The sequence below is a fragment of the Flavobacterium sp. CG_23.5 genome (genome assembly GCF_017875765.1).
In the GTDB taxonomy this organism is placed as follows: Bacteria; Bacteroidota; Bacteroidia; order Flavobacteriales; family Flavobacteriaceae; genus Flavobacterium.
This window is the reverse complement of the sequence record NZ_JAGGNA010000001.1, coordinates 3539960-3562544: the sequence shown is the minus strand read 5'-3', so window position 1 is coordinate 3562544 and position 22585 is coordinate 3539960. Positions and strand designations below refer to the sequence as shown.

Below are 22585 nucleotides of genomic sequence, written 5' to 3'. Positions count from 1 at the left end.
CATGGACAAATATATAGAAATCATTAAAAACTCCTACAGTGGTTATTTCAATTACTTAATTGATGAAATTTTGTATTGGAAATGGGATAACTATTTTTATGGATTAATTGCCATTTCTTTGTTCGTATGGTTACTCGAAATTATTTTTCCTTGGCGAAAACAACAAGCTATTTTTCGCAAAGATTTCTGGCTAGATTTGTTTTATCTCTTTTTCAATTTTTTCTTGCTCAATTTAATTCTTCTCATTGCATTATCTAATATTGTGGAACAGTTTAGTAATAATGTACTCCAAGTATTTGGGCTCGAATTAACGACTATTCAGCTGTTTTCTATATCAACATTACCAAAACCCTTGGCTTTATTCATTTTCTTCATCATTAGCGATTTCATTCAATGGAATGTACATCGTTTATTGCATACGATTCCTTTTTTATGGAAAATTCACAAAACCCACCACAGCGTAAAGGAAATGGGTTTTGCGGCACATTTTAGATACAATTGGATGGAACCTATTGTTTACAGATCCATACTCTACATTCCAATCATTCTTATTGGAGGTGTCAACCTTGAAGATGTCTTTATTGTCCATTTTATGTCTATAGCCATAGGTCATTTGAACCACGCTAATTTGGGCTGGGACTACGGCTTTTTAAAATACATATTCAACAATCCCAAAATGCATATTTGGCATCACAGTAAAAAAATACCAACCAAATATGGAGTCAACTTTGGAATTTCATTAAGTATATGGGATTATATTTTCAAGACCCACTACATACCTAAAGACGGACGAGATATTGAACTTGGATTTGAGGATGAAAACGAATTTCCGAATGATTTTATAAAACAAGAAATCTATCCATTAATAAAATAGTTTCTTTTTTTTGTCAGGAATTGCTTCTATCACTGTCTATACTTGTATAATTTAAAAATAGTACCCATGAAAAAATATTTTTTAGCCCTACTCCTTTTGCCACTGCTTTCTTGTGGAAAAAATAAAAATAATACTGAAATTCCAACTGCAGCATACCAAACTACTACAGCGGTCGAACAGACTATGAATCATGCTAAATGGAATGCCTTATTGCAAAAGAACGTTTCTAAAAACGGAAAAGTAAATTATAAAGCCTTTCAAAAAGACAGCAACCAACTGCAAGGGTATCTTAATGAGCTATCGGCAAATGTTCCAGCAAAATCGTGGTCTAAAAACGCTACACTTTCCTATTGGATAAATGCTTACAATGCCTATACTGTGAAGTTAATTTTAGACAATTATCCAACCAAAAGCATCAAGGACATCAATGATCCATGGGGTAAAAAGTTCTTTTCTTTAGGAAACAAAAAATACAGTTTAGAAGAAATCGAACATGAAATACTTCGAAAAATGGACGAACCAAGAATTCATTTTGCTATCAATTGCGCTTCTTTTTCTTGTCCAAATTTACTAAATGAAGCCTATACTGAAGCGAAATTAGACCAGCAATTAACCGCTTCTGCAAAAAGTTTCATTAATGACAAAACAAAGAACACTATAACTGCAAACAAAATTGACATTTCAAAAATATTTGATTGGTTCTCAGGTGACTTTAAGAAAAAAGGGACGCTTATTGATTTTTTAAATCAATACAGTACCGTTAAAATTAGTAGTAAAGCAAAAGTAAATTACAAGGAATACAACTGGAGTTTGAATGAATAAAATTTCGATAATAATACCCATTTATAATGAAGTAAACAGCATCATCAAGCTGCTATCACATCTTGAAAATAAAACATTTCAAAAAGAGTCAATCGAAATAATCTTTGTTGATGGCTGCAGCACGGATGATTCGCAAGAAAAAATAAGAACTAATTCCAATGTAAAAATAATCCAAGCAGAAAAAGGGAGAGCCATACAAATGAATGCAGGAGCCAAAGCGGCAACAGGAAACATTCTTTATTTTTTGCATTGTGATAGTTTACCCCCGCAGCAATTTGACCGCATTATAAATGATGCAGTTCAAAAGGGAAATCTAGCAGGCTGTTTCCGAATGAAATTTGATTATAGACATCCTGTTTTAATGATTTCTCAATGGTTCACTCGATTCAATCATATTTCCTGCCGTGGCGGGGATCAGTCGCTGTTTATCACTAAACAATTATTTAAAGAAATAAAGTGCTTTGATGAGCATTTTATCATTTATGAAGATAATGAAATTATTACTAGGCTTTACGCTAAAAAACAATTTGTCGTACTTCCTGATTATGTAATTACTTCGGCTCGGAGATATCAGCAAAATGGGGTTTGGCGTTTACAATACCATTTTAGTATCATTCATCTTAAACGCAGATTAGGTCACTCTACTGAAAGTATGCTTCAGTATTATAAAAAAAATATCCTGTAAGCTTATCTTTCGAAAACAAATTTGACAGCTTAAAAACAACGACTACAAAATTAAATAGTTCCTGATGAAAAAAATTGCCCTCGTTTTAATAGTTTCCATTTTTATACTTATTGGATGTAAATCAAATGAAGAAAACTCAGAATTTACAGTCGAAGTTGAAGAGGCGCACCATAAAGAAGATTTTTTAACTAAAGAAGCGGTGCAGTTTAATTTAAAATTAGAGTTTGGCGGAAAAGAAAGAATGGAGGCCAAATTTACTATTCTTACCAATTCTACTAAAGGGGTAATTGAGTATAAAAATGGTGCGAAAATTATTTTTGATAAAGATAAAGTGTTCTATTCTTCAACAATTCCAAATGAAGAATCTGTTCGATTTGATGCTTTCACCTGGGAATATTTTTTCCTTTTTCCTTATAAATTGACTGATCCAGGAACGATATGGAATAAGTATGATAACAAAGAAAAAAATCAGAAAAATTACCTGACTGAAAAGTTAACATTTAAAAGAGGAACTGGCGATGCGCCAGATGATTGGTACGTGGTTTATGCTGATAAAACAACAAAATTACTGGAAAAAGCAGCTTATATTGTAACCATAAAAGCAGGTAAAGAAGCCGCTGAAAAAAATCCGCATGCGATTCAGTATTTAGAATATAAAGAAGTGGATGGTATTCCTATGGCGACAAAATGGGTTTTCTGGGGATGGGAAGATGGAAAAGGTCTTACCGATGAATTAGGACATGCAACGCTAACCGATATCAAATTTGTTAAAGCGGATACGGATTATTTTACGCCTGGAGCTAACTTTAAAATGAAATAGAGTAGTTTAATTTTAAATGTCTAACTTTAAAAGTCGATGGTGCAGCTTTTTATTGAAAATATAACGAACAAATTCATTTAATATGGAACGTATTGTCATTATAGGTAACGGAATTGCGGGAGTTACGCTTGCGCGTCACATTCGAAAAAAATCGGATTCAAAAATTATTATTGTCTCTTCTGAAACTGAGTTTTTCTTTTCTCGTACCGCTTTGATGTATGTGTTTATGGGACACATGAAGTTTGAGCACACGCAATCCTATGAAAATGATTTTTGGAAAAAAAATAAGATTGATCTCGTTCAAGGATTAGTTACGAATGTAGTTCCTGATTCAAAAGAAATTGTCTTACTGAGCAAAGAAAGAATTGCTTTTGATAAATTAGTAATTGCCACTGGATCAAAATCCAATAAATTTGGATGGCCAGGACAAGATTTAAAAGGTGTTACTGGTCTCTACCATAAACAGGATTTAGAAGCTTTAGAGAATTGGGCACCTTCCACTAAACGCGCTGTTATAGTAGGTGGTGGTTTAATTGGTATCGAATTAGCCGAAATGTTGCGTTCCCGCAATATCTCTGTCACTTTTTTGGTCCGTGAAAAAAGTTTTTGGGGCGGTGTTTTGCCTTTCGGCGAAAGCCAAATGATCAACCGCCATATTCTGGAACATCATATCGATTTAAGATTAGATACTAATTTGGTCGAAATTCTTTCGGATGAAAAAGGACATGCCAGAGCAGTCGTGACGGATAAAGGAGAAACTATTGATTGCGAGATTGTTGGTCTAACAACTGGTGTTTCACCAAACATTGATTTCTTAAAAGATTCCGGAATAGAATTAGGAAAAGGAGTGAAAGTAAACCGTTTCTTAGAAACGAATATCAAGGATATTTACGCTATAGGAGACTGTGCAGAACAGCATGAAGCCATTGATTTACGCCGACCAATAGAAGCCGTTTGGTATACTGGTCGCATGATGGGAGAAGTATTGGCACAAACATTAACCGGCACTCGGACCGCATATAAGCCGGGGCATTGGTTCAATTCGGCTAAGTTTTTAGACATTGAATATCAAACGTATGGATGGGTTTGGGCTAAAGCCAAAGAGGATGAGGAACAGTTCTACTGGGAACATAAATCGGGTAAAAAAGCAATCCGGATTTCATTTGACAAAAAAGAACGAACTTTTTTAGGAATCAATACTTTTGGGATACGGATGCGTCACGAGTTCTTTGACAAAGTCCTGACAAACAAAGAAAAGGTAGATTATGTTATTCATCATTTGGCTGAAGCTAATTTTGACCCAGAATTATTTACTTCTCATACCGAAGAAATCCAAAAGCAATTTATTAGCCAATTCGTTAGTGTAAAAACAATATAAAATGAGCAAATCAGTTAAAAATATATCCATCGCCTCTCACGAGAACCAGCAGATTGATGGAATCCAGAAATTAGGTATTACACTTGGGTTACTAGGCCTCTTCATTATGACATTAGCCTTATTTAATGTTTCTTTCCCTAATAAAGGATTTTGGCTAGCAGGATCTATCGTTGCCATTTTTACCGGAATTGTTGTCTATGCCAATAGAACTTACCTGAACCAACCAGAGGGAATAAAAAACAACGGCGTGTGGCATAAAAACTTTACTAATAAAGGAAGTTGGGCTTGGATGACGGGCATTATACTAACCTCTTTTTATATTGTATTGTACTGGTTTCCAAAATATTTAGGACTGAATCAAGACGGCGGAACAAACACTGGAATTGTTGGGTTTTTTGATCCTTTAAGTTACATTTTAAATGGAAAAGCAGCTAGCCAATGGTTTGTGTACGGAACATTATATACCGTTGCCATTCTGGGATTGGGCTATAAGTTTATTTTAAAATACCTTCATAATAAGTATCAGTTAGTACGTACGATTTCGGTTATGTTTTTTCAGTTGGGATTTGCTTTCTTAATTCCTGAAATACTCGAAAAATTGAATCCTGAGAAAGCTTATTTTGCCAAGGATTTGAAAAACATGTGGCCACTAAATTATTATTTTTTCAATGACTGGCATTTAAAGAATATGCTTCAAGGAGGCAATTTAGGCATGTTCATGTTGCTATTCGGGATAGCTATGATTTTTATCATCTCCCCTATTCTGACCTATTTTTATGGAAAACGTTGGTATTGTTCTTGGGTTTGTGGTTGCGGTGGTCTGGCCGAAACTGCCGGAGATAGTTTTAGACATCTATCCAGTAAGACTGCAACATCCTGGAAAATTGAGCGCTGGTTAATTCATTCTGTTTTGGCTTTTTCTCTGATTATGACAATTGCAGTGATCTATTCTTTTTTATCTACAAATCCTGAATTGAGTTTAGTAACCCGCAATCAATTCATTTGGGGGGTGGTAGTATTTCTATCGCTATTCACAAGTGCTATTTATATATTTAAAAGAAAAGAATTGGATACTGATGCGGTATACACGCTACTGACCCTAATGGTTATCATTATTGGTGCTATATTAATTAATTACTTTTCGGGGAATGAAAACATATTATTCATAAATACTAATTCGCTAAGAGAATGGTATGCATTCGCAATAGGATCGATTTTTAGTGGCGTAATTGGGGTAGGATTTTATCCTATTTTTGGAAATCGGGTGTGGTGTCGTTTTGGATGCCCCATGGCTGCAATTTTAGGTTTACAACAAAGATTATTTTCAAAATTTAGAATAACTACTAATGGTGGTCAATGTATTTCTTGCGGTAATTGTTCTACTTATTGTGAAATGGGGATTGATGTTCGCAGTTACGCTGAAAAAGGAGAAAACATTGTTCGTTCTTCCTGCGTAGGTTGCGGTATATGTGCGGCAGTATGTCCTAGAGGAGTATTGAAATTAGAAAATGATACACCAGCAGGCCGAATCAATTCGAATGAAATTCTGCTAGGAAACGATGTCGATTTAATGGATTTAATTAACCAAAAATAAGTATCTCCTTTTTTTTTATCCTTATTTTCGCCCAAGTAATCAGTCTTTATGTAAAAAGACTCAAAACACAATATGAAGAACATCAAAGTAATTATTCCTGCTTATAACGAAGAAAAATCCATAGGGCATGTCATTAAAGATATTCCTAACAGCGTTTCGGAAATAATTGTTATCAGCAATAATTCTACAGATAATACGATTCATGTAGCGAAGAATGCTGGAGCGACAGTACTATCTGAAAATAGAAAAGGGTACGGTTATGCTTGTCTCAAAGGAATGGAATACATTGCTCAGCTAGAAAAGAAGCCAGATATTATTGTTTTTTTGGATGGAGATTATTCTGATTATCCGGAGGAATTAACTCAAATCATTGCTCCCATCGTGAATGATAGTATTGATTTTGTTATTGGTGCCAGAGTAGCCCATCTAAGGGAAAAACATTCGATGACACCACAGCAGATTTTTGGAAATTGGTTGGCAACAACGTTAATGAAAAACTTTTTTAATGCTACATTTACTGACTTAGGTCCCTTTAGAGCCATTAAATATGAAAAATTAGTCGCCTTACATATGGAAGATAAAACCTATGGATGGACAGTCGAAATGCAGCTTAAAGTTCTAAAACAAAAAATGTCTTACGTAGAAATTCCTGTACGCTACAAAAATAGAATAGGAGTTTCAAAAGTATCAGGTACTTTAAAAGGAAGCATTATGGCTGGAATAAAAATAATAGGCTGGATTTTTAAATACGCATTTAAATAATATGTTACTACTTACTTATATTATTGTAATTCTATATGGCATTTCGATTTTGCTCTTATTTTTCTATAGTTTAGCCAATTTTAACTTACTGCTGAATTATTTAAAAAGTAAAAAGAGTACTGATCAGTCTATACAATATGACCTTTCAAATGCCAGCGAAGTTCCCTATGTAACCATTCAACTTCCTATTTTTAACGAAAAGTATGTAGTGGAACGCTTATTAACTACAATCGCACAAATGGACTATCCAAAAAACCGATTAGAAGTTCAAGTTCTTGATGACAGCACTGACGATAGTGTTCTAGAAACAGAAGTATTAATCCAGCAAATTTCAGAGTCTGGACTGGACATAAAGCACATTAGACGCACCAAAAGAAACGGTTTTAAAGCAGGAGCCTTGAAGGAAGGTATGGACAGCGCCAAAGGAGAATTTATCGCTATTTTTGATGCTGATTTTGTCCCTCAAAAAGACTGGCTTTATAAAACGATTCCTTATTTTAAAAATCCAAAAATTGGAGTAGTTCAAACCCGCTGGGGACACCTGAACCGCAATTATTCGGTTTTGACAAGGATTCAGGCTTTTGCTTTAGATGCTCATTTCACTTTAGAACAAGTGGGACGAAATTCTAAATTGCATTTCATCAATTTTAATGGAACTGCTGGAGTATGGAGAAAGCAATGCATCCTTGATGCGGGGAACTGGGAGAGTGATACCCTGACCGAAGACTTGGATTTGAGTTATCGCGCTCAGTTAAAAAACTGGGAATTCAAATATCTAGAAAATGTAGTTACACCTGCTGAATTACCTGCTATTATTAGTGCCACCCGATCCCAACAGTTTAGGTGGAATAAAGGAGGCGCCGAAAATTTTAGCAAGAATGCCACTCGCGTTCTACAATCAAAATCTATTGGATTCAAAACAAAAGCTCATGGAATGTTGCATTTATTGAACAGCACTATGTTTCTGGCTATTTTTACAATGGCCGTTTTAAGTGTACCTATGTTGTATATCAAAAATGAGTTCTCGCAATTTGAAAAAGTTTTTGACTTGTTAGTCTTTTTTGTCATTACGTCCATCCTCTTTTTTATTAGTTACTGGGCGACATACAAAAGTATTCATGGAGGCGGTTTTAAAAATTTTCTAACATATATTGCTTTATTCATCACATTTTATACCATCGCTATGGGATTTTCATTTCACAACTCCATCGCAGTATTAGAAGGTTTGTGGGGTAAGAAAAGCGAATTCGTGCGTACTCCAAAATTGAATATCGAAGGATTTAAAGAAAAATGGAAACAGAATAGCTATATTTCAGATACTATTTCAAAAAACATCATTGTTGAAGGAATATTGATCCTCTACTTTATTTTTGCGATGTATAGTGCTTTTCGATTAAATGATTACAGCTTGATTGCTTTACATTTAATGCTTTTCCTCGGTTTTAGTTTTGTATTTGTCAAATCAATACAAATCAATAAATGAGTTTGAATTCTTCAAAGAACATAAAGTCCTATGGCTTTCTAGCATTAAGCACTCTAATCTATGCCTATATCGCTTATGTTTTAAAACGAACCGATTTCCTCTATTTACTGCTTTCTTATAGTTTTTTGTTTGTCTCTTTTTATCAAATTATAAAATTGCAGAAAGACAATCTCCCTTTTTTAATTGGAGCAGCAATGGTATTTCGCTTGGTTTTTCTTTTGTCTTTACCCAATTTATCTCAAGATTATTTTCGCTTTATATGGGATGGAAACCTTATCCTTGAAAATATAAATCCCTATTTGCAGTTGCCGAAAGACTTAATCAATCAAAGCACCTTTATTATTCCGAATGCCGATGAATTGTATCAAGGAATGGGAAGTTTGAGCGCAGGACATTATTCTAATTATCCACCCGTAAACCAATTATTTTTTGCTGTTGCGGCCTTTTTTAGTCAGCAATCTATACTGGTAACAGCAATAGGTATGCGACTCCTTATTATTGCTGCCGATTTTGGGACGTTTTATTTTGGTGGTAAATTACTTGTCCGCTTAGGAATGGAGAAGCACCGTATTTTTTGGTATATATTAAATCCATTGATAATTATAGAACTAACCGGCAATTTGCATTTTGAAGGAATCATGCTTTTCTTTTTTGTTTGCGCAATGTACCTATTAGATCAAAATAAATGGAAATTAGCTGCCTTAATTTTGGCGTTATCTATTTCTGTGAAATTGCTCCCATTATTACTTTTGCCTCTCTATTTTAGAAAATTAGGATGGAAAAAGGCTATTTGGTTTTACACTATTGTTATTGGTGTAAATGTGTTGCTCTTCCTCCCCTTTCTTTCGAAAGAATTAATTCAGAATTATAGCGAAACCATTGGATTGTGGTTTACTAATTTTGAATTCAACGCCAGTATCTATTACATTATCCGTCAGATTGGTTTCTGGATAACTGGATACAACATCATTCATATCAGTGGAAAAATCATTCCTGTTTTTATGGTTGCTTATATTGCTTTCCAAGGTTTAAAAGAGAAAAACAAAAATAGTGTCACACTGTTCAACAGCATGTTATTAGTTTTGACTGTCTATTTTTTCACTTCCACGACAGTGCATCCCTGGTATGTAATCAACCTTATTTTGATTGGTGTTTTTACATCCTACAAATACCCTCTTTTATGGAGCTACACAATAATTCTCAGCTATAGCGCCTACTCAAAAACCGAATTCTCGGAAAATTATTGGTTAATTGCTATCGAATATAGTACGGTTTTCCTTTTCCTTTTTTATGAAAAAAGTAAGATTTTAAGGTCGGAAAAAAGAGTATATTTGGATTTTTAACCAAATAGGCAAAATTAATGGACCTGATAAAAGAAAATTCAAAATCCGTTTTAGAGCAATGGGTCAATCAATTTAGTGATGAACTCTATTCTTGGGCATTTTTTAAAACTTCTTCCAAAGAAGTTGCCGAAGATCTGGTACAGGATACTTTCTTGGCTGCATTTCATAAAATAGATAGTTTTCAAGGAAAAAGCCAACCAAAGACCTGGTTGTTTTCTATACTCAACAATAAAGTGATTGACTATTACCGATTGACTGCGCGAACTACAAAGAAAAACTTCAGTTTGACCGAAAATAGTGGTTATGAAATTTCTGATGGACTTTTCAATAAATATGGCTGCTGGAAAACGAATGATATCAATGCCGTTTGGGAACAAGAAGAGGAATTATTAGACAATCCTGATTTTAATTCGGTGATGGAAGCATGTATGGAAGACCTGCCACAGAAATGGAAATTAGCCGTAACCTCCAAATATTTAAGCGAAAAAAAAACAGAAACCATTTGTCAGGAATTAGAAATTACTGCGTCTAATTATTGGCAGATTGTTCATCGATCTAAGCTACTTTTAAAAAAATGTCTAGAATTAAAATGGGTTTAATCAAACTTTAATATTCGAAGAAAATGAATACAGTAATGAGAATATTGTTGAGACCCTGCAAAAAGACAACAGAGTTAATCGACAAACAAATGTTCACTCCTTTGACTTTAAAAGAAAAAGTGCAATTACAAGCGCACAAAGCCATGTGTGGAACTTGCAATGCTTATGAAAAACAATCCAAATTACTCGAAGACCTCATAGGGAAATGGTTTGCAACTGACTCCTACAAAAAATATTCAACATTAGACGAGGACAAGAAAAATAAAATTATTGAAGAGATTAAAAAAATCTAAGCTATTTTAATTTGTCAGGAATTAGTAATAATCGTGTCTATACCTTTATTAGAAACCAGTGTATAAAAACATGAAAATGATTGCTGACTTACTTTCCAAAAAGAATTCGCTTTTACTAGGTTTTTTAATCAGTTTAATTGGTGCATTACCCTTAGGATACATCAACGTTATCAGCTTACAAATTTTATTGGAACAAGGAAATTGGGCATCACTCGCCTTTATTCTAGGAATTATTTCTATCCAATACTTTGTACTGACAACAGTAAATAAAATAGCGCGCTGGCTCGTTAATCAAGAAAAATTACTGTTACTCATTGACCTTTTCACCATTATATTCCTTTTAGCAATTGGCTTATACTTCATTACTACTACAGATAATCATGAAAATAGTAATGTATCTCAATTTAAACTGGCACAATATCCTTTTCTTTTAGCACTATTTTTAAATAGTTTAAATTTTATCCAGTGGCCCTATTGGTCCGGAATTTATATCTACCTTTTTAGAACGGCTAAACTAGATACCAATAAAATGACTAACAATAAATTTGTCCTAGGAGCTCTTCTGGGAACTAGTTTAGGGATGTTTGTTTTTGCGCATGTTGGACAATTTTTAATAGTAGCAAATCATATCAAAATGAGTACTTACCTTAACCCTATTTTTATGATTCTTTTCTTGTTATTAGCTTTAATACAAACGGTGAAATTTATTTTAAAAAGGAATTTGGTACTCCGTAAAAAAATAAACCGATTTTAAAACCTGCAAAAAAATCTTAAATTTCATGTAGAAATTAGTATTCCCTTTTTTAATAATTAACTTTACTGTTATGAAAAAAGCTTTTTTTATACTAGCTCTACTTTTATTGATAATTGTGAGCGGATATTCTTTCTATCACTCCTCTACTACTACCGAGTCACCTGATAAAACCAAACTAGAATATAAAGGAATGAATTTGGTCGCGCCAATCAAGGAATTAAAAAACACCACTTTTGATGAATTGACAGCGAATCATATTAATTCGATATCTTTAATTCCATACGCTTTTGTTGATGTAGATGATGCCTCGGTCCACTACAATAATAAACGACAATGGTGGGGAGAAAGAACCGAAGGAATCAAAGCTAGTAATCAAATCGCCCATGATTATAAAATGACAGTAATGCTAAAACCTCATCTTTGGATAAACCACAATTTTTATACAGGGAATTTAGATTTTTCAACGGATGCCGAGTGGAAAAAATGGGAATCTGATTATGAGAAATATATTCTTGATTTTGCCAAACTAGCCCAAAAAGAAAACATCGAACTCTTTTGTTTCGGAACTGAATTAGGAAATTCCGTTGAAAAACGACCTAAATACTGGTTGCAGCTAATTCAGAAAATTAAAAAAATATACTCCGGAAAACTAACCTATGCCGCAAATTGGGATGATTTTGACAAAGTACCATTTTGGAATGAGTTGGATTACATCGGGATTGACGCCTATTTTCCTTTGTCTGACGCTAAAACCCCCGCAGTATCTGATCTTAATGAAGCTTGGAAAAAATACATTATAAAAATGGAAAAGCTTCAAGCAAAAACAAGCAAGAAAATACTCTTTACAGAGTTTGGCTATCGCAACTCTGATCAAGCAGCCAAAGAACCTTGGACAGAAAATCAAAATAGCATTAATAATTTGGCGCAGGCCAATGCGTATGAATCCTTATTTCAAACCTTAACACAAAAGGCTTGGTTTGCTGGGGGTTATGCTTGGAAATGGTATGCGGATGCTTATCATAAAGAAAAAAGAAATAGTGTTGATTATACTCCGCAGGAAAAACCCGCGCTACAAACCATTAAAAAATGGTACAAATAATTTAAAATTTAAGCAATGACGATACAAAAAAGTAAACCCGTAATAATTTTTGATGTAAATGAGACCTTACTAGACATGAGTCCATTAAAAAAGTCCATTAATACACTACTTGGTAATGAGCAGGGATTCCGAATCTGGTTTGGAATGTTACTGCTCTACTCCACTGTATCGAATAGCATTAATGAGTATCATGACTTTGGTACAATTGCAGCAGCTACATTAGCGATGGCAGCTACCTCCATGAATAAAAAAGTTAATGAGGATGAAATTAAAGAAGCCCTTTCAACAATTTTAACATTACAAGCTTACCCAGATGTAGAGAAAGGATTAAAGTTCTTGAAGGATCATGGTTTTAGATTGGTTACATTGACCAATTCCCCACCACAAGCGCTAAAACAACAGTTACTCAATTCAAATTTAACCGATTACTTTGAGCAAGCATTAAGCATCGATAGTCTTAAAAAATACAAACCAGAAGCAGAAACCTATTTATGGGCGGCAAAAAAACTAGCGGCAACTCCCCAAGAAATGCTAATGATTGCAGCACATGGTTGGGACATAGCGGGTGCCTCACATGCTGGCTTATCTACTGGCTTCATTGCCCGCGAAGGGCAATCATTATACACTTTATCCAACAAGCCAAATTTTCAGGCCAATGATATTTTAGCAATGGCACAACTATTAGTTGCTTTCTATAGCGAATAGCTTAACAATACATAATAAAAAAGGGAGATTGTTTCATCTGAAACAATCTCCCTTTTTTGAATTAAACGTTTAACCACTATTTATTTTGACTCTTTGAATAACATCGCTGCAGAATTCATACAATATCTTAATCCGGTTGGTTGAGGTCCATCGTCAAAAAGATGTCCCAAATGCCCTTCACAACGCGCACATACAATCTCGCCACGCACCATTCCCATGCTTTTGTCCACCACTTCTTTAACTCTATTTTTATTTATAGGAGCATAAAAACTAGGCCATCCTGTCCCTGAATTAAATTTTGTTTCAGAAGCAAAAAGAGGCAATTTACATGCCGCACAAAAATAGTTTCCTTTTTTATGGTTCTCATTAAATTCATTTTGAAAAGGACGCTCCGTTCCTTTTTTTCGCAAAATATTATATTGTTTGTCCGTGAGTATCTTTTTCCATTGTGCATCCGTTTTTATAACTTTCTTCAAAGAGGTATCCGTCAATGATAATGCGGGTTGCTGCTGCATAGTTGTTTCTACTGCTGCGCTTTCTTTATCTGTTTTATTTGCTTGCATACATGCCATAAAGCTAAAAGCGATTACTGGTAATAGTAAGATTTGCTGATATATTTTCATAATTTTAATGATTTGGTTTTAATTTTCCTTTGTATGTTTTTATAAACTTGTTGTATCGCGGTAATGAAACCCCTTTTACATAAGGCTGATTGGGATTGTTTTTTACATAATTTTGGTGGTACCCCTCGGCTTCATAAAAATCAGAAACGGGCTTAACCTCGGTAACAATAGGATTTGCGAAGACTTTATTGGCGGTAAGCTCCTTAATTTTGTCTTCAATAATTTTTTTCTCAGCTGCATTTTTATAAAAGGCAATCGAGCGGTAGGAAGAACCACGATCAGGACCTTGCTGGTTTGGTGTTGTAGGGTCTTGTGAGGCAAAAAACACAGTCACTAATTCTTTGTACGAAACAACTTTAGGGTCATAATAGACCGCTACAGACTCGGCATGTCCTGTCCTTTCAGCGCCCACTTGCTCATAGGAAGGATTTTTTATTTTTCCTCCAGAATATCCAGAAACTGCTTCGTCAACTCCTACCACAGCTTCAAAAACGTGTTCACTGCACCAAAAGCAACCCTCGGCAAAAACAGCAACTGCTTTCCCTTTCTTGGGTTCTAATGACAATTTCTTTGTTTGCGCGTTACAACTTATAATTGTAAACAACACTACTACGTAACTTGCTAATTTAATTTTCATTTGTTTGCTTTTATTTGTTTTATCTAATCTCCTAACTACTTTGCTACTACTGATTTTACATCTTCTAGTAAACTTGCTCGTCTTATAACCTAATCTCTCCTAATTTACGGCTTATTTCCAGTTTTGGTTTTAAAATAAACCTTAAAGTTTTGTTAGTTTTTTACACGTAGCGTTTCTAATATCTTTTCCTCAAATCCTTGCAACGCTCTTCGGGCGTATTTTACCTTCTTTTGGCTTTTAAATTTATAGGAAACCTCAAGAAAATTTTTAAAAGGTTTATTTGGTTGAATGGCTAAGGCATCGTTCTTTTTATAGGTGACTTTTATGGGAATATTTTCATAATAAGTAAAATATTCCGGATGGGTTACAATACCCAAAGTTGAGCAGTCAAAAGGTATGAATCCACGAACACCAAAATAGCGTTCGTTCAACTCCATCCACGGTTGCACAATGTCATACAGCCACTTATCTGCTTCATTTGTTAAATCTAAACTAGCTAAATCAATTTTCCCAATATGCGTGTAAGAACTCGGATCATATCCTGCAAACTCTAACGGAATAGTAGAATGCAACAATACATCCATGGAAGCGGTATCGAATTCATAGTTATAATCAAATACATTTAATTTTCCGTTGCCAGGATTAAAAAGTAATCCGGGCGTTCTGGCAGCACAAATCACCACACGATCAATTTGCGGAATAATGTCAGGATGGTTTTTGACTAAAGTCGCAATATTGGTCATTGGTCCAAGTGCCAAAATAGTGAGTTTTTCTTTTTTCAATGCTTGGTACAACGCTCTCGTTCCATCATTTTCGGTTCCTAAATCATTGGCGAAAGCCGAGCCTTTATAAACCGGAATTGCGGTTCCTTTGTTGTGCCAATTCAAAATTTTATTAATGACCCCAAAACCATAATCCACATAGGTGATATTGCTGATGCCCACAATTTGAATTTGAGGTTGTTTGAGTGCCATAATAAGTGTGATACCATCATCAACTTCACGAGCTTCTTTATCTGGCATTCCAATCATGATATCAGTGTCGAACCAAACTTTGGTTTGTGCCGTAATACCAGTTGTCAGTAGTAGAAAAAACAGTATTTTATAAATTTTCATCTTTATTTCATTATTAATTGATTTGCTAATTCTAGCAGTTTTCCTTTCTCATTTAACTCCATTTGTAATGGCAATTGCGCTAATCCTATTAAGCGACGCATGATTTCGACACCTACAAAACCATTCAAAATTTCAGGATTTAAGTCTGCAAAAGCAGCGTATTCTTTTTCTATGACAGTTATTAAATGCAGATCTTGTTGACTCAGATACAAATGGGCGATTAAAACACCCAAATCAAATTCTCTAGAACCAAAGTAGCAAAATTCCGGATCAATAATTTTAATGCCATCATCGGTTTTTAACCAACTCCCGGGATAATAATCACCGTGCAGTAGATATTTCCCCTTAGAAAGATACAAAGACCCCAACAGTTCCACCTTGCTTTTTAGTGCCGCATTTTTTTTGTACGGTAGCGCTAATTCTTGTAAACCCATTTGAACGGAATTCAAATCAAACCCATTCTCTTCAAGAAATGGATATCTAAATATATGTTCATAATTCAGTTTTCTCAATTCCAAATTAGCCAATTCATCGTCCATTTTCGTTTTCTGAAAACGAGTGTGCAATTCGTTCAAATAAGAAACCAATACTGTAATTTCTTCGGCGGTCAATCGCTGTTTCAAATCATACAAAACACTGTAGTCATTGGATTTCCCCAAATCTTCCAACAGCAAAATATTACTTACTGTATCCAATCCCAACAAATGAGGCATTCTACTTTGAACGGCGTTCACGCTGGCAATTTTTTGATAAAAACCAGCTTCGGTAATCACACGTTCCGCTGGAGCTGGGACTTGCGGATATTTTTCAACGTAAGCACGAGATTGCTTAATGATAAATGTTCGCAAATTAGTAGTAACTCGCAACACATAATTCATATTTCCTTCCCCTGGCTTTGTCAACGAAAGAATAGATTCTGCATCAGCTAACCATTGATTTTCTTTTAAATATTGAGCCAATTCTTTCGGCTCACTGGCATTAAGTATAAACATAATTTATTGTTATTAATTTGGGCGTTTCCGCCAAAAAAAGGCGGTCAGGCTATCCGCTGCAATCTTTTTTGGGCCAAAAAGCCCAAAAAAGGATTTTCACTTCTATCCTTAACGCAAAAAAAACATAGGTTCAAAATCCTGCGAAATTCCACAACCTTGCAGGACTGAAATTTCTAGAATAAATACCGCACTCCAAATTGAAACTGTCTTGGTGGCGAAGCATTTCGCTTCGTAAACAATCCACTAGCCATAGAACCACCTTGAATTTGGTTACTTTGGGTCGCATTGTTGCTATACCCACTTAAATTTTCAGCATTAAACAAATTGAAAATATCTGCACGCAATTCGATTTTATTGTTTCCCGATATTTTAAATTGATGTTGCAAACCAATATCAAAAGTAGTACTCCAAGGCAAACGATCGCTATTTCTGGTTTCTCCAGGATAACGGTCGCTATTCCCTTGGTACGCATCACTAAAACCAGAACCATCCCCATTCAAATCCGTAGTTCCAAAACCAAGAGGAATCCGATTTATCGGTTGACCACTTTGTAACAGTCCAGCCAAAGTTAACGTCGTTGCAGTAAACGGATAATAGCTATAAATTCCGTTAATATTGTGTGTTCTGTCGTTTATCGAGGGTCCCCATTCATTACCGTAATTATTCCCATCCATTGCTCTAAAGTTAATGTCTTCAGTATCATTTTTTAAAGAAGATAAGGTGTAATTCAAACGATACGAATACTTGTCTTCTCCCCTAGCTTTTTGATAATTCAAACTCATCGCATAGTATCTTGACTTCCCTTCTGTTTCACTAATAACCACATTTCTGGCCACTCCTGTCACGGTTTGTCCATTAATAGTTGCTACTCCATTTGAGATTGGTATAGGTCTTGTTGCGTCCGCTTGAGATGGTGTTCTAACAATCACGTTATTCGGATCAACAGTGTACTCAGCAGCAGCGTTCAAATTTCTCAAACGAAACAAATTTTCCCCGCGATTATGCACTAAATCAACAAAAAACAATTTATTTTCATCAACTTGTAGTTGGTATCCCAATGAAAACTGTTGAGAATAAGGATTGTTATACCCGTTCGGATTTAAAATACGTCTTTCATTAGAAAAAACTCCTTCTCGTTGCGCTTGCAATTGGTCGCCACTTGGTCCTTGTAAATAGGTAACATTTGGTTCACTTGCTGATATGTTTCCGTTGAAAGTAATCGCATCCAGATTAGTATTTGCGGGCAGTATTCCTAAGGTTATAAATTGTTGCAATTGCTTTCTATAATCTGCTGATTTTGTGTTTTGTTGCAAGGCATCACTATAAATTGCATAATTAATTTTGTCGTAAGCAATCCCATAACCCCCGCGAAAACTGCTGTTATTGGTTAATTTATAATTAAAATTAAATCGGGGAGCCAGATTGTTATTATCCCCTTTGTTGCTTCCTCCTTTAGACAAATTGTCATAATCATACCGCAATCCAAGAGTAATATTTAGTTTTTCAGTCGCAGACCATAAATCCTCCACATAAGCGGAATATATATCTTGATGCGTTCCAAAAGAAGCGGGACGCAATTCTACATTATAATTTACGACCGTCGCATTTGATGGAATATCATCAAAAGACAAACTACTTCCCACACCACTATTATTTATTGCATCAATTTGAGATTGTGTCAATTTAACAGTATAATTTCCATTAGGATTCCCACCACCAAACAGATCATGATTCCCTCTAATGTAATTCAATCCCCCTTTCAAAGTATGATTATCTAAATAGTATTTGATTTTTTGTTGTATTTGAACTGTATTTTCAACAGCTTTAAACAAATATCCTGGATGGCCTAAAACAGCTAACGTTTCATCATTAGTTCCTAAAACCACTACTTGTGGGTCTTTCACATTCTGAGGATTGGCATAATCCCAATTAAAATGACTGTATTGAATGTTAGTTTCTCCACTTATTTTACCAAAACTATATGAGTTTTTCAAAGCCAATAAAACACTATTTCTCTTTTGCGTATTAGCCGAAGATGGAAAAGCAACGCCTCCTTCAAGTCCTCCGCCTTGTCTCTCGATATCCACTAAACCAACATTGGCACGAATCGAACTTCTGAAATTCTTGTTCCAATTTTGGTCTATTTTAGAAGAAAAATAATTAAACGTATTGGTTCCTCTTACCGTTTCATTCACACCCAAAGCAGGAACATTCAATAAATTATCTTTTATATCAGTAGTATGTTCAAAATTGAAATAATAGAACGTCTTATCTTTTACAAAAGCTCCACCAACTCCGCCACCTGCTTGATATCTAGCAAAACCATCTTTAACTTGATTCCCTGACAAATCACGTTGCGCAAATGAAGAATGTCCATCAATGGTGGGTCCAGGCCGTGTAATAAAAAAAGCTTCTCCTCGCAATTCGTTAGAACCGGAACGAGGCGTAATATCGATGATTCCACTTCCTGTCAAGCCATATTCTGCCGAAAAATTACTGGTCAAAACGGTAATATCTTTTACAAAACCGGATGGTATGGCAAACTTTTGACCTCCTAGAAATCGTTCGTTATTGTCTAATCCGTCAATCAAATAGGAGGTAAATAAACCATTGATTCCATTAATACTCACGTTGGGCGCTTCCGGATAAAATCCTGTGGCTTGCGAAACATTGGGTAATCGATACAAAACCCGCGTAATATCTCGACCTTCAACTGGAATTTCTTGAATTTCAGCAGCTTTTAGTTCCGAAGAAACTTCGGCATCACGACGATTTATTTTGGAAGTCGAACCAGTAGAAATTACAACCTCATCTAATTGTTGTGCGTTCCTTTTTCTTAAAATTAAAGTCACATTTGGATTTTGATTGGAACGAATACTGATAAAATCAGAACTCTGGGCAGCAAAATCCTGACTTCCTTCAGAAATGATTTGGTACCCATCAAGCGCTTCCAAGTTTCTAAAAATCACTTTACCTTGTATGTTTGAACTTTGAATTAAGTGTAGGTTTCTACTTTTATTTACTAAAACTATGGATAAATTAGAAACTGGTTTTTGTGTTGCTGCATCAATAACAGAAACGGTTAAATCTTGTTGAGCCATCGCTATTGTTGATACAAACAGCACTGCCCAAATATAAAATTGCTTCATTTGGCTTGAATAATTAATTTAAAAAAGTTTTAAACGGAAGTTGATGAGCTAACAGGCGACCCTTTGTTAAAGTTCAAAGGATGATAATCATAGGAAAAAAATCCTATTTCAAAATAATTTTGAATTTTATTTATGGACAAAAAAGAAAGAAGTATTTTTCTAAAAGCATCGGAGAATGATAATTTATGAGTAGCTTTTTTAAAATCAAAAGCGTCATTGCAATCATTCAAACAAGCAAGATAAGCGATTGATTGCGTTTTGTAAAGTGTTTGTAAAGCTGTCAAAACCCCTTTTGTTTGCCAAGGCAAAGTTTCAAATAAATCGGCATTAAATTCCGATTTTGAAATACCTATTAAATAAGCGCCACCGGAATAATCGGAACCAATAACTAAATCATTGGTTTTTAAATCCTTTTCGGCTTGAAGCAAATGCTGTACTTTCAATTCAATACAATCATTTCCAATGACAATAACTTTTGCAAAACCTTTAACAAAAACGGCTTGGATAGCATGCGTTATTTTTTCTCCAAAAGTGGTGCCAACTTGACTATTTTCATCTGAAACAAAATAAGGTAATTTGGATTTTTGAATAAGTTTTGTAACATTACCATTCATTTTTTTCCACAATAATACGTTTTGCTTTGAACAAGATGCAATTGGTTTTAAACCACTTTCTATCTTTTCACTTTGAGCAAAAAGCAGGACGGCAGTAGTTGTAGAATAATCCTTTATTGTATACATAAACGTATAGACGAAACTCTCTGTTAAAACTGACAAAAAAAATAAACTATTCAAATTTCACTTCAGTTTTCAGGAATTGAATTTTTATTGGTTCCTAAAGATAATATTTTAATATTCAAATATATGAAAACACTCCTTTTATAAGCTTACAAATTGTCGTTGCATTTTATCCGCTTAACTAACTATTTTAAATTAGACCAATAAATTTTCATAACTTAGTTTTGTCTAAGCGAAAAAAATATAAAAAGCCTCTCAACCTTTTTATCACTTAGATTTGCAAGACAGCTTATGAAAAATTCAATGTACTTAAATGAAACTCGACACTCAACCTGGCTCGAACTCTTTTTTGATCTAATCTTCGTTGTGGCATTGGGAAAGGTGACGCATCTCTTCGCCCACACTCATAACAATGAATTAGACAGTCGAGTATTTTTAACATTCATTATATTGTTTTTACCTTTTTGGTGGATTTGGGTACTGCACACCTCGTTTTCAAATAGGTTTGATAATGATAGTCGGTTCCATAGAATATTTACGCTGCTCATTATGTTTGTTCTTATAATTTTATCTACGACCATCGATTCTGGAATTGACAATAACTATTCAGTTTTTTTAATGGTGTATGGAATAGCAAAAATAATAACTGCTGGACTATACGCTAAGGATATTCAGAAAATAAAAGGTAGATCAATCAACGGTCGAATTATTGGGGTATTGGCTTTTGGAACGACGCTTGCTTTATCTGGCATATTTTTCTCATTTAAAATAGCTGCATTACTGCTAACCTTCAGCATTATTATAGAAATTATTATTATTCAGACTACTCTTAATTCTAAAAATTCTACAAAACCAGTGGATAAAGAACATTTAGTAGAACGCATAGGGTTATTAGCCATTGTACTTTTAGGTGAGTCTATAGCATCATTGACATCGGGTCTTACTAAAGTAGATTGGACTATTTTAACTATTGCCACTGGACTGGTAGGCTTTTCGATAATCGCTATGATCTGGTGGATTTATTTTGATTCGTTAAACTTATTGATTGAAAGTAAAAGAGATAAATATGGAACTGGTATTATCTACTCACAATTATTAGTTTATATGTCGTTTGCCTTACTCGCTAATACAATAAGGCATGCGATCCTTAACGATTTAAATTTGTTTGAATTTAGAATTTTAGCGATTTCAGGAATGTTGTTACTATATATTGGAAAACAAACCGCATATGCAATCAATGTACCGGAAAATGGCAAATATAGGATAATAAATACATTAATCGTACTTGGTATTGCCACAGCATCCTTGCTTTTAGAAAGAGTGCAATACATTCTTTTTGGGATGGCATTTTCTTTTGCGATTTACATAGTCCTTAATTATAAAACACAAATGAAACTATATGGTAAAGTAAATTTTTGAACTTTTCTTCTATAATTTTATCAACATAAACCTGAGCAAAAACTAAAAAAGGGAGATTGCTCTCCCCTGTTTGTTTTTTATTTCTCATTGCAGTCAACAGCACTAAATTTATATTTCACACGCTCAAAATCGATAGGCTCGCCTTTAGCAAAATCAGAGGCTCCCATCATTGTTTGTATTTTCCCATTACCTAAGATAAGTTGGTTGTTTCGCTTTAGAAATGCCATTGGGTTTTTATACGTTTTTTCTTTATAACCGCCCTGGGTAAACGTATAACTGGCAAATAAAGTATCACCACGAAATTCTCCGACGATTTCACCAACCTTTTTCGGCATGTTAGCAATTGTCATCTCCATATTACCTGTTATTTCTCCATTTTTGAAAGTGTTTATTTTCAAATCAAGTGTATCTTGCTCATAAAGCGCCTTGTAACACTGTACGGACATTGGTTCTTCGGCTTTCTTAGCTTCAATGATTTTTTCACTTTGATTATTTTTACAACTTTGGAGTCCAACACAAGTCAACAGCAAACAAAAAAGGCCTAAGTTTTTCATAATAGTTTCTATTAGTTAATAATTTTGGCAATAGCCAATGCTAATTTACGAATAAATAGCGTGCATTAATGTAGAATTTATATAAAATTTTATGGGTAATTATCTTAATAAAACAATTGTTTATACCCAAAGCTAAACTAGTATGGCA

The 22585-nt window shown here is 34.4% G+C and carries 22 protein-coding genes; 15 read left to right on the top strand and 7 right to left on the bottom strand.

From position 1 onward, the window contains the following. Window position 1: 1 nt before the first annotated feature. The 14 genes from H4V97_RS15280 (at window position 2) to H4V97_RS15215 (ending at window position 13211) form a co-directional block, all read left to right on the top strand. The gene (locus tag H4V97_RS15280) at window positions 2-874 is read left to right on the top strand and encodes a sterol desaturase family protein (RefSeq protein ID WP_196849242.1); all 873 of its coding nucleotides are present in this window, start codon (window positions 2-4) and stop codon (window positions 872-874) included. Window positions 875-940: 66 nt separating this feature from the next. Beyond that, window positions 941-1696, top strand: coding sequence for a DUF547 domain-containing protein (locus tag H4V97_RS15275; RefSeq protein ID WP_196849241.1), 756 nt, complete (start codon window positions 941-943; stop codon window positions 1694-1696). Further along, on the top strand, window positions 1689-2381 hold the full coding sequence (locus tag H4V97_RS15270; RefSeq protein ID WP_196849240.1) for a TIGR04283 family arsenosugar biosynthesis glycosyltransferase: 693 nt from the start codon (window positions 1689-1691) through the stop codon (window positions 2379-2381). Before H4V97_RS15275 ends, H4V97_RS15270 begins: the two co-directional genes overlap by 8 nt. Before the next feature lie 64 nt (window positions 2382-2445). Beyond that, window positions 2446-3201 (top strand): DUF6503 family protein, encoded by a 756-nt coding sequence (locus tag H4V97_RS15265; RefSeq protein ID WP_209550171.1) that lies wholly within the window; start codon window positions 2446-2448, stop codon window positions 3199-3201. A gap of 82 nt (window positions 3202-3283) precedes the next feature. Then, window positions 3284-4579: an NAD(P)/FAD-dependent oxidoreductase gene (locus tag H4V97_RS15260; protein WP_196849238.1), complete on the top strand. Its 1296-nt coding sequence runs from the start codon at window positions 3284-3286 to the stop codon at window positions 4577-4579. Between the two features lies 1 nt (window position 4580). Then, window positions 4581-6173, top strand: coding sequence for a 4Fe-4S binding protein (locus tag H4V97_RS15255; RefSeq protein ID WP_196849237.1), 1593 nt, complete (start codon window positions 4581-4583; stop codon window positions 6171-6173). A gap of 72 nt (window positions 6174-6245) precedes the next feature. Beyond that, the gene (locus H4V97_RS15250) at window positions 6246-6935 is read left to right on the top strand and encodes a glycosyltransferase family 2 protein (RefSeq protein ID WP_196849236.1); all 690 of its coding nucleotides are present in this window, start codon (window positions 6246-6248) and stop codon (window positions 6933-6935) included. A 1-nt stretch (window position 6936) separates the two neighbouring features. Then, window positions 6937-8418, top strand: coding sequence for a cellulose synthase family protein (locus tag H4V97_RS15245; protein ID WP_196849235.1), 1482 nt, complete (start codon window positions 6937-6939; stop codon window positions 8416-8418). Continuing rightward, a complete protein-coding gene (locus H4V97_RS15240) occupies window positions 8415-9761 on the top strand; it encodes a glycosyltransferase 87 family protein (RefSeq protein ID WP_196849234.1) in 1347 nt (448 codons plus the stop codon). Before H4V97_RS15245 ends, H4V97_RS15240 begins: the two co-directional genes overlap by 4 nt. Window positions 9762-9778: 17 nt before the next feature. Further along, window positions 9779-10360: a sigma-70 family RNA polymerase sigma factor gene (locus H4V97_RS15235; RefSeq protein WP_196849233.1), complete on the top strand. Its 582-nt coding sequence runs from the start codon at window positions 9779-9781 to the stop codon at window positions 10358-10360. Between the two features lie 23 nt (window positions 10361-10383). Beyond that, window positions 10384-10653 (top strand): hypothetical protein, encoded by a 270-nt coding sequence (locus H4V97_RS15230; protein ID WP_196849232.1) that lies wholly within the window; start codon window positions 10384-10386, stop codon window positions 10651-10653. Between the two features lie 70 nt (window positions 10654-10723). After that, window positions 10724-11407, top strand: coding sequence for a hypothetical protein (locus H4V97_RS15225; RefSeq protein WP_196849231.1), 684 nt, complete (start codon window positions 10724-10726; stop codon window positions 11405-11407). Window positions 11408-11477: 70 nt separating this feature from the next. Then, complete coding sequence (locus tag H4V97_RS15220; RefSeq protein WP_196849230.1) at window positions 11478-12506, top strand: glycoside hydrolase family 113; 1029 nt, start codon at window positions 11478-11480, stop codon at window positions 12504-12506. Window positions 12507-12521: 15 nt separating this feature from the next. Continuing rightward, complete coding sequence (locus tag H4V97_RS15215; protein WP_209550170.1) at window positions 12522-13211, top strand: haloacid dehalogenase type II; 690 nt, start codon at window positions 12522-12524, stop codon at window positions 13209-13211. An 80-nt stretch (window positions 13212-13291) separates the two neighbouring features. Here the strand turns inward: H4V97_RS15215 and msrB are convergent, their stop codons facing one another. From msrB to H4V97_RS15185, 6 genes are all read right to left on the bottom strand, one after another. Continuing rightward, window positions 13292-13834 (bottom strand): peptide-methionine (R)-S-oxide reductase MsrB, encoded by a 543-nt coding sequence (gene msrB / locus H4V97_RS15210; RefSeq protein ID WP_196849228.1) that lies wholly within the window; start codon window positions 13832-13834, stop codon window positions 13292-13294. Window positions 13835-13838: 4 nt separating this feature from the next. Then, the gene (gene msrA / locus H4V97_RS15205; protein ID WP_196849227.1) at window positions 13839-14471 is read right to left on the bottom strand and encodes a peptide-methionine (S)-S-oxide reductase MsrA; all 633 of its coding nucleotides are present in this window, start codon (window positions 14469-14471) and stop codon (window positions 13839-13841) included. Between the two features lie 152 nt (window positions 14472-14623). Beyond that, window positions 14624-15586, bottom strand: coding sequence for a nucleoside hydrolase (locus tag H4V97_RS15200; RefSeq protein ID WP_209550169.1), 963 nt, complete (start codon window positions 15584-15586; stop codon window positions 14624-14626). Between the two features lie 2 nt (window positions 15587-15588). After that, window positions 15589-16578: a phosphotransferase gene (locus H4V97_RS15195; RefSeq protein ID WP_209550168.1), complete on the bottom strand. Its 990-nt coding sequence runs from the start codon at window positions 16576-16578 to the stop codon at window positions 15589-15591. A 173-nt stretch (window positions 16579-16751) separates the two neighbouring features. Beyond that, entirely contained in the window at window positions 16752-19727 is a 2976-nt protein-coding gene (locus H4V97_RS15190) for a TonB-dependent receptor plug domain-containing protein (protein WP_209550167.1), read from the bottom strand. A 29-nt stretch (window positions 19728-19756) separates the two neighbouring features. Beyond that, the gene (locus H4V97_RS15185) at window positions 19757-20467 is read right to left on the bottom strand and encodes a DUF2064 domain-containing protein (RefSeq protein ID WP_209550166.1); all 711 of its coding nucleotides are present in this window, start codon (window positions 20465-20467) and stop codon (window positions 19757-19759) included. A gap of 288 nt (window positions 20468-20755) precedes the next feature. On the opposite strand from H4V97_RS15185, the gene H4V97_RS15180 reads away from it, so the two are divergent. Continuing rightward, complete coding sequence (locus H4V97_RS15180) at window positions 20756-21883, top strand: low temperature requirement protein A (protein ID WP_317192096.1); 1128 nt, start codon at window positions 20756-20758, stop codon at window positions 21881-21883. Window positions 21884-21960: 77 nt separating this feature from the next. On the opposite strand, the gene H4V97_RS15175 is transcribed toward H4V97_RS15180, so the two are convergent. Next, a complete protein-coding gene (locus H4V97_RS15175) occupies window positions 21961-22437 on the bottom strand; it encodes a hypothetical protein (RefSeq protein ID WP_196849221.1) in 477 nt (158 codons plus the stop codon). Between the last annotated feature and the right edge of the window lie 148 nt (window positions 22438-22585).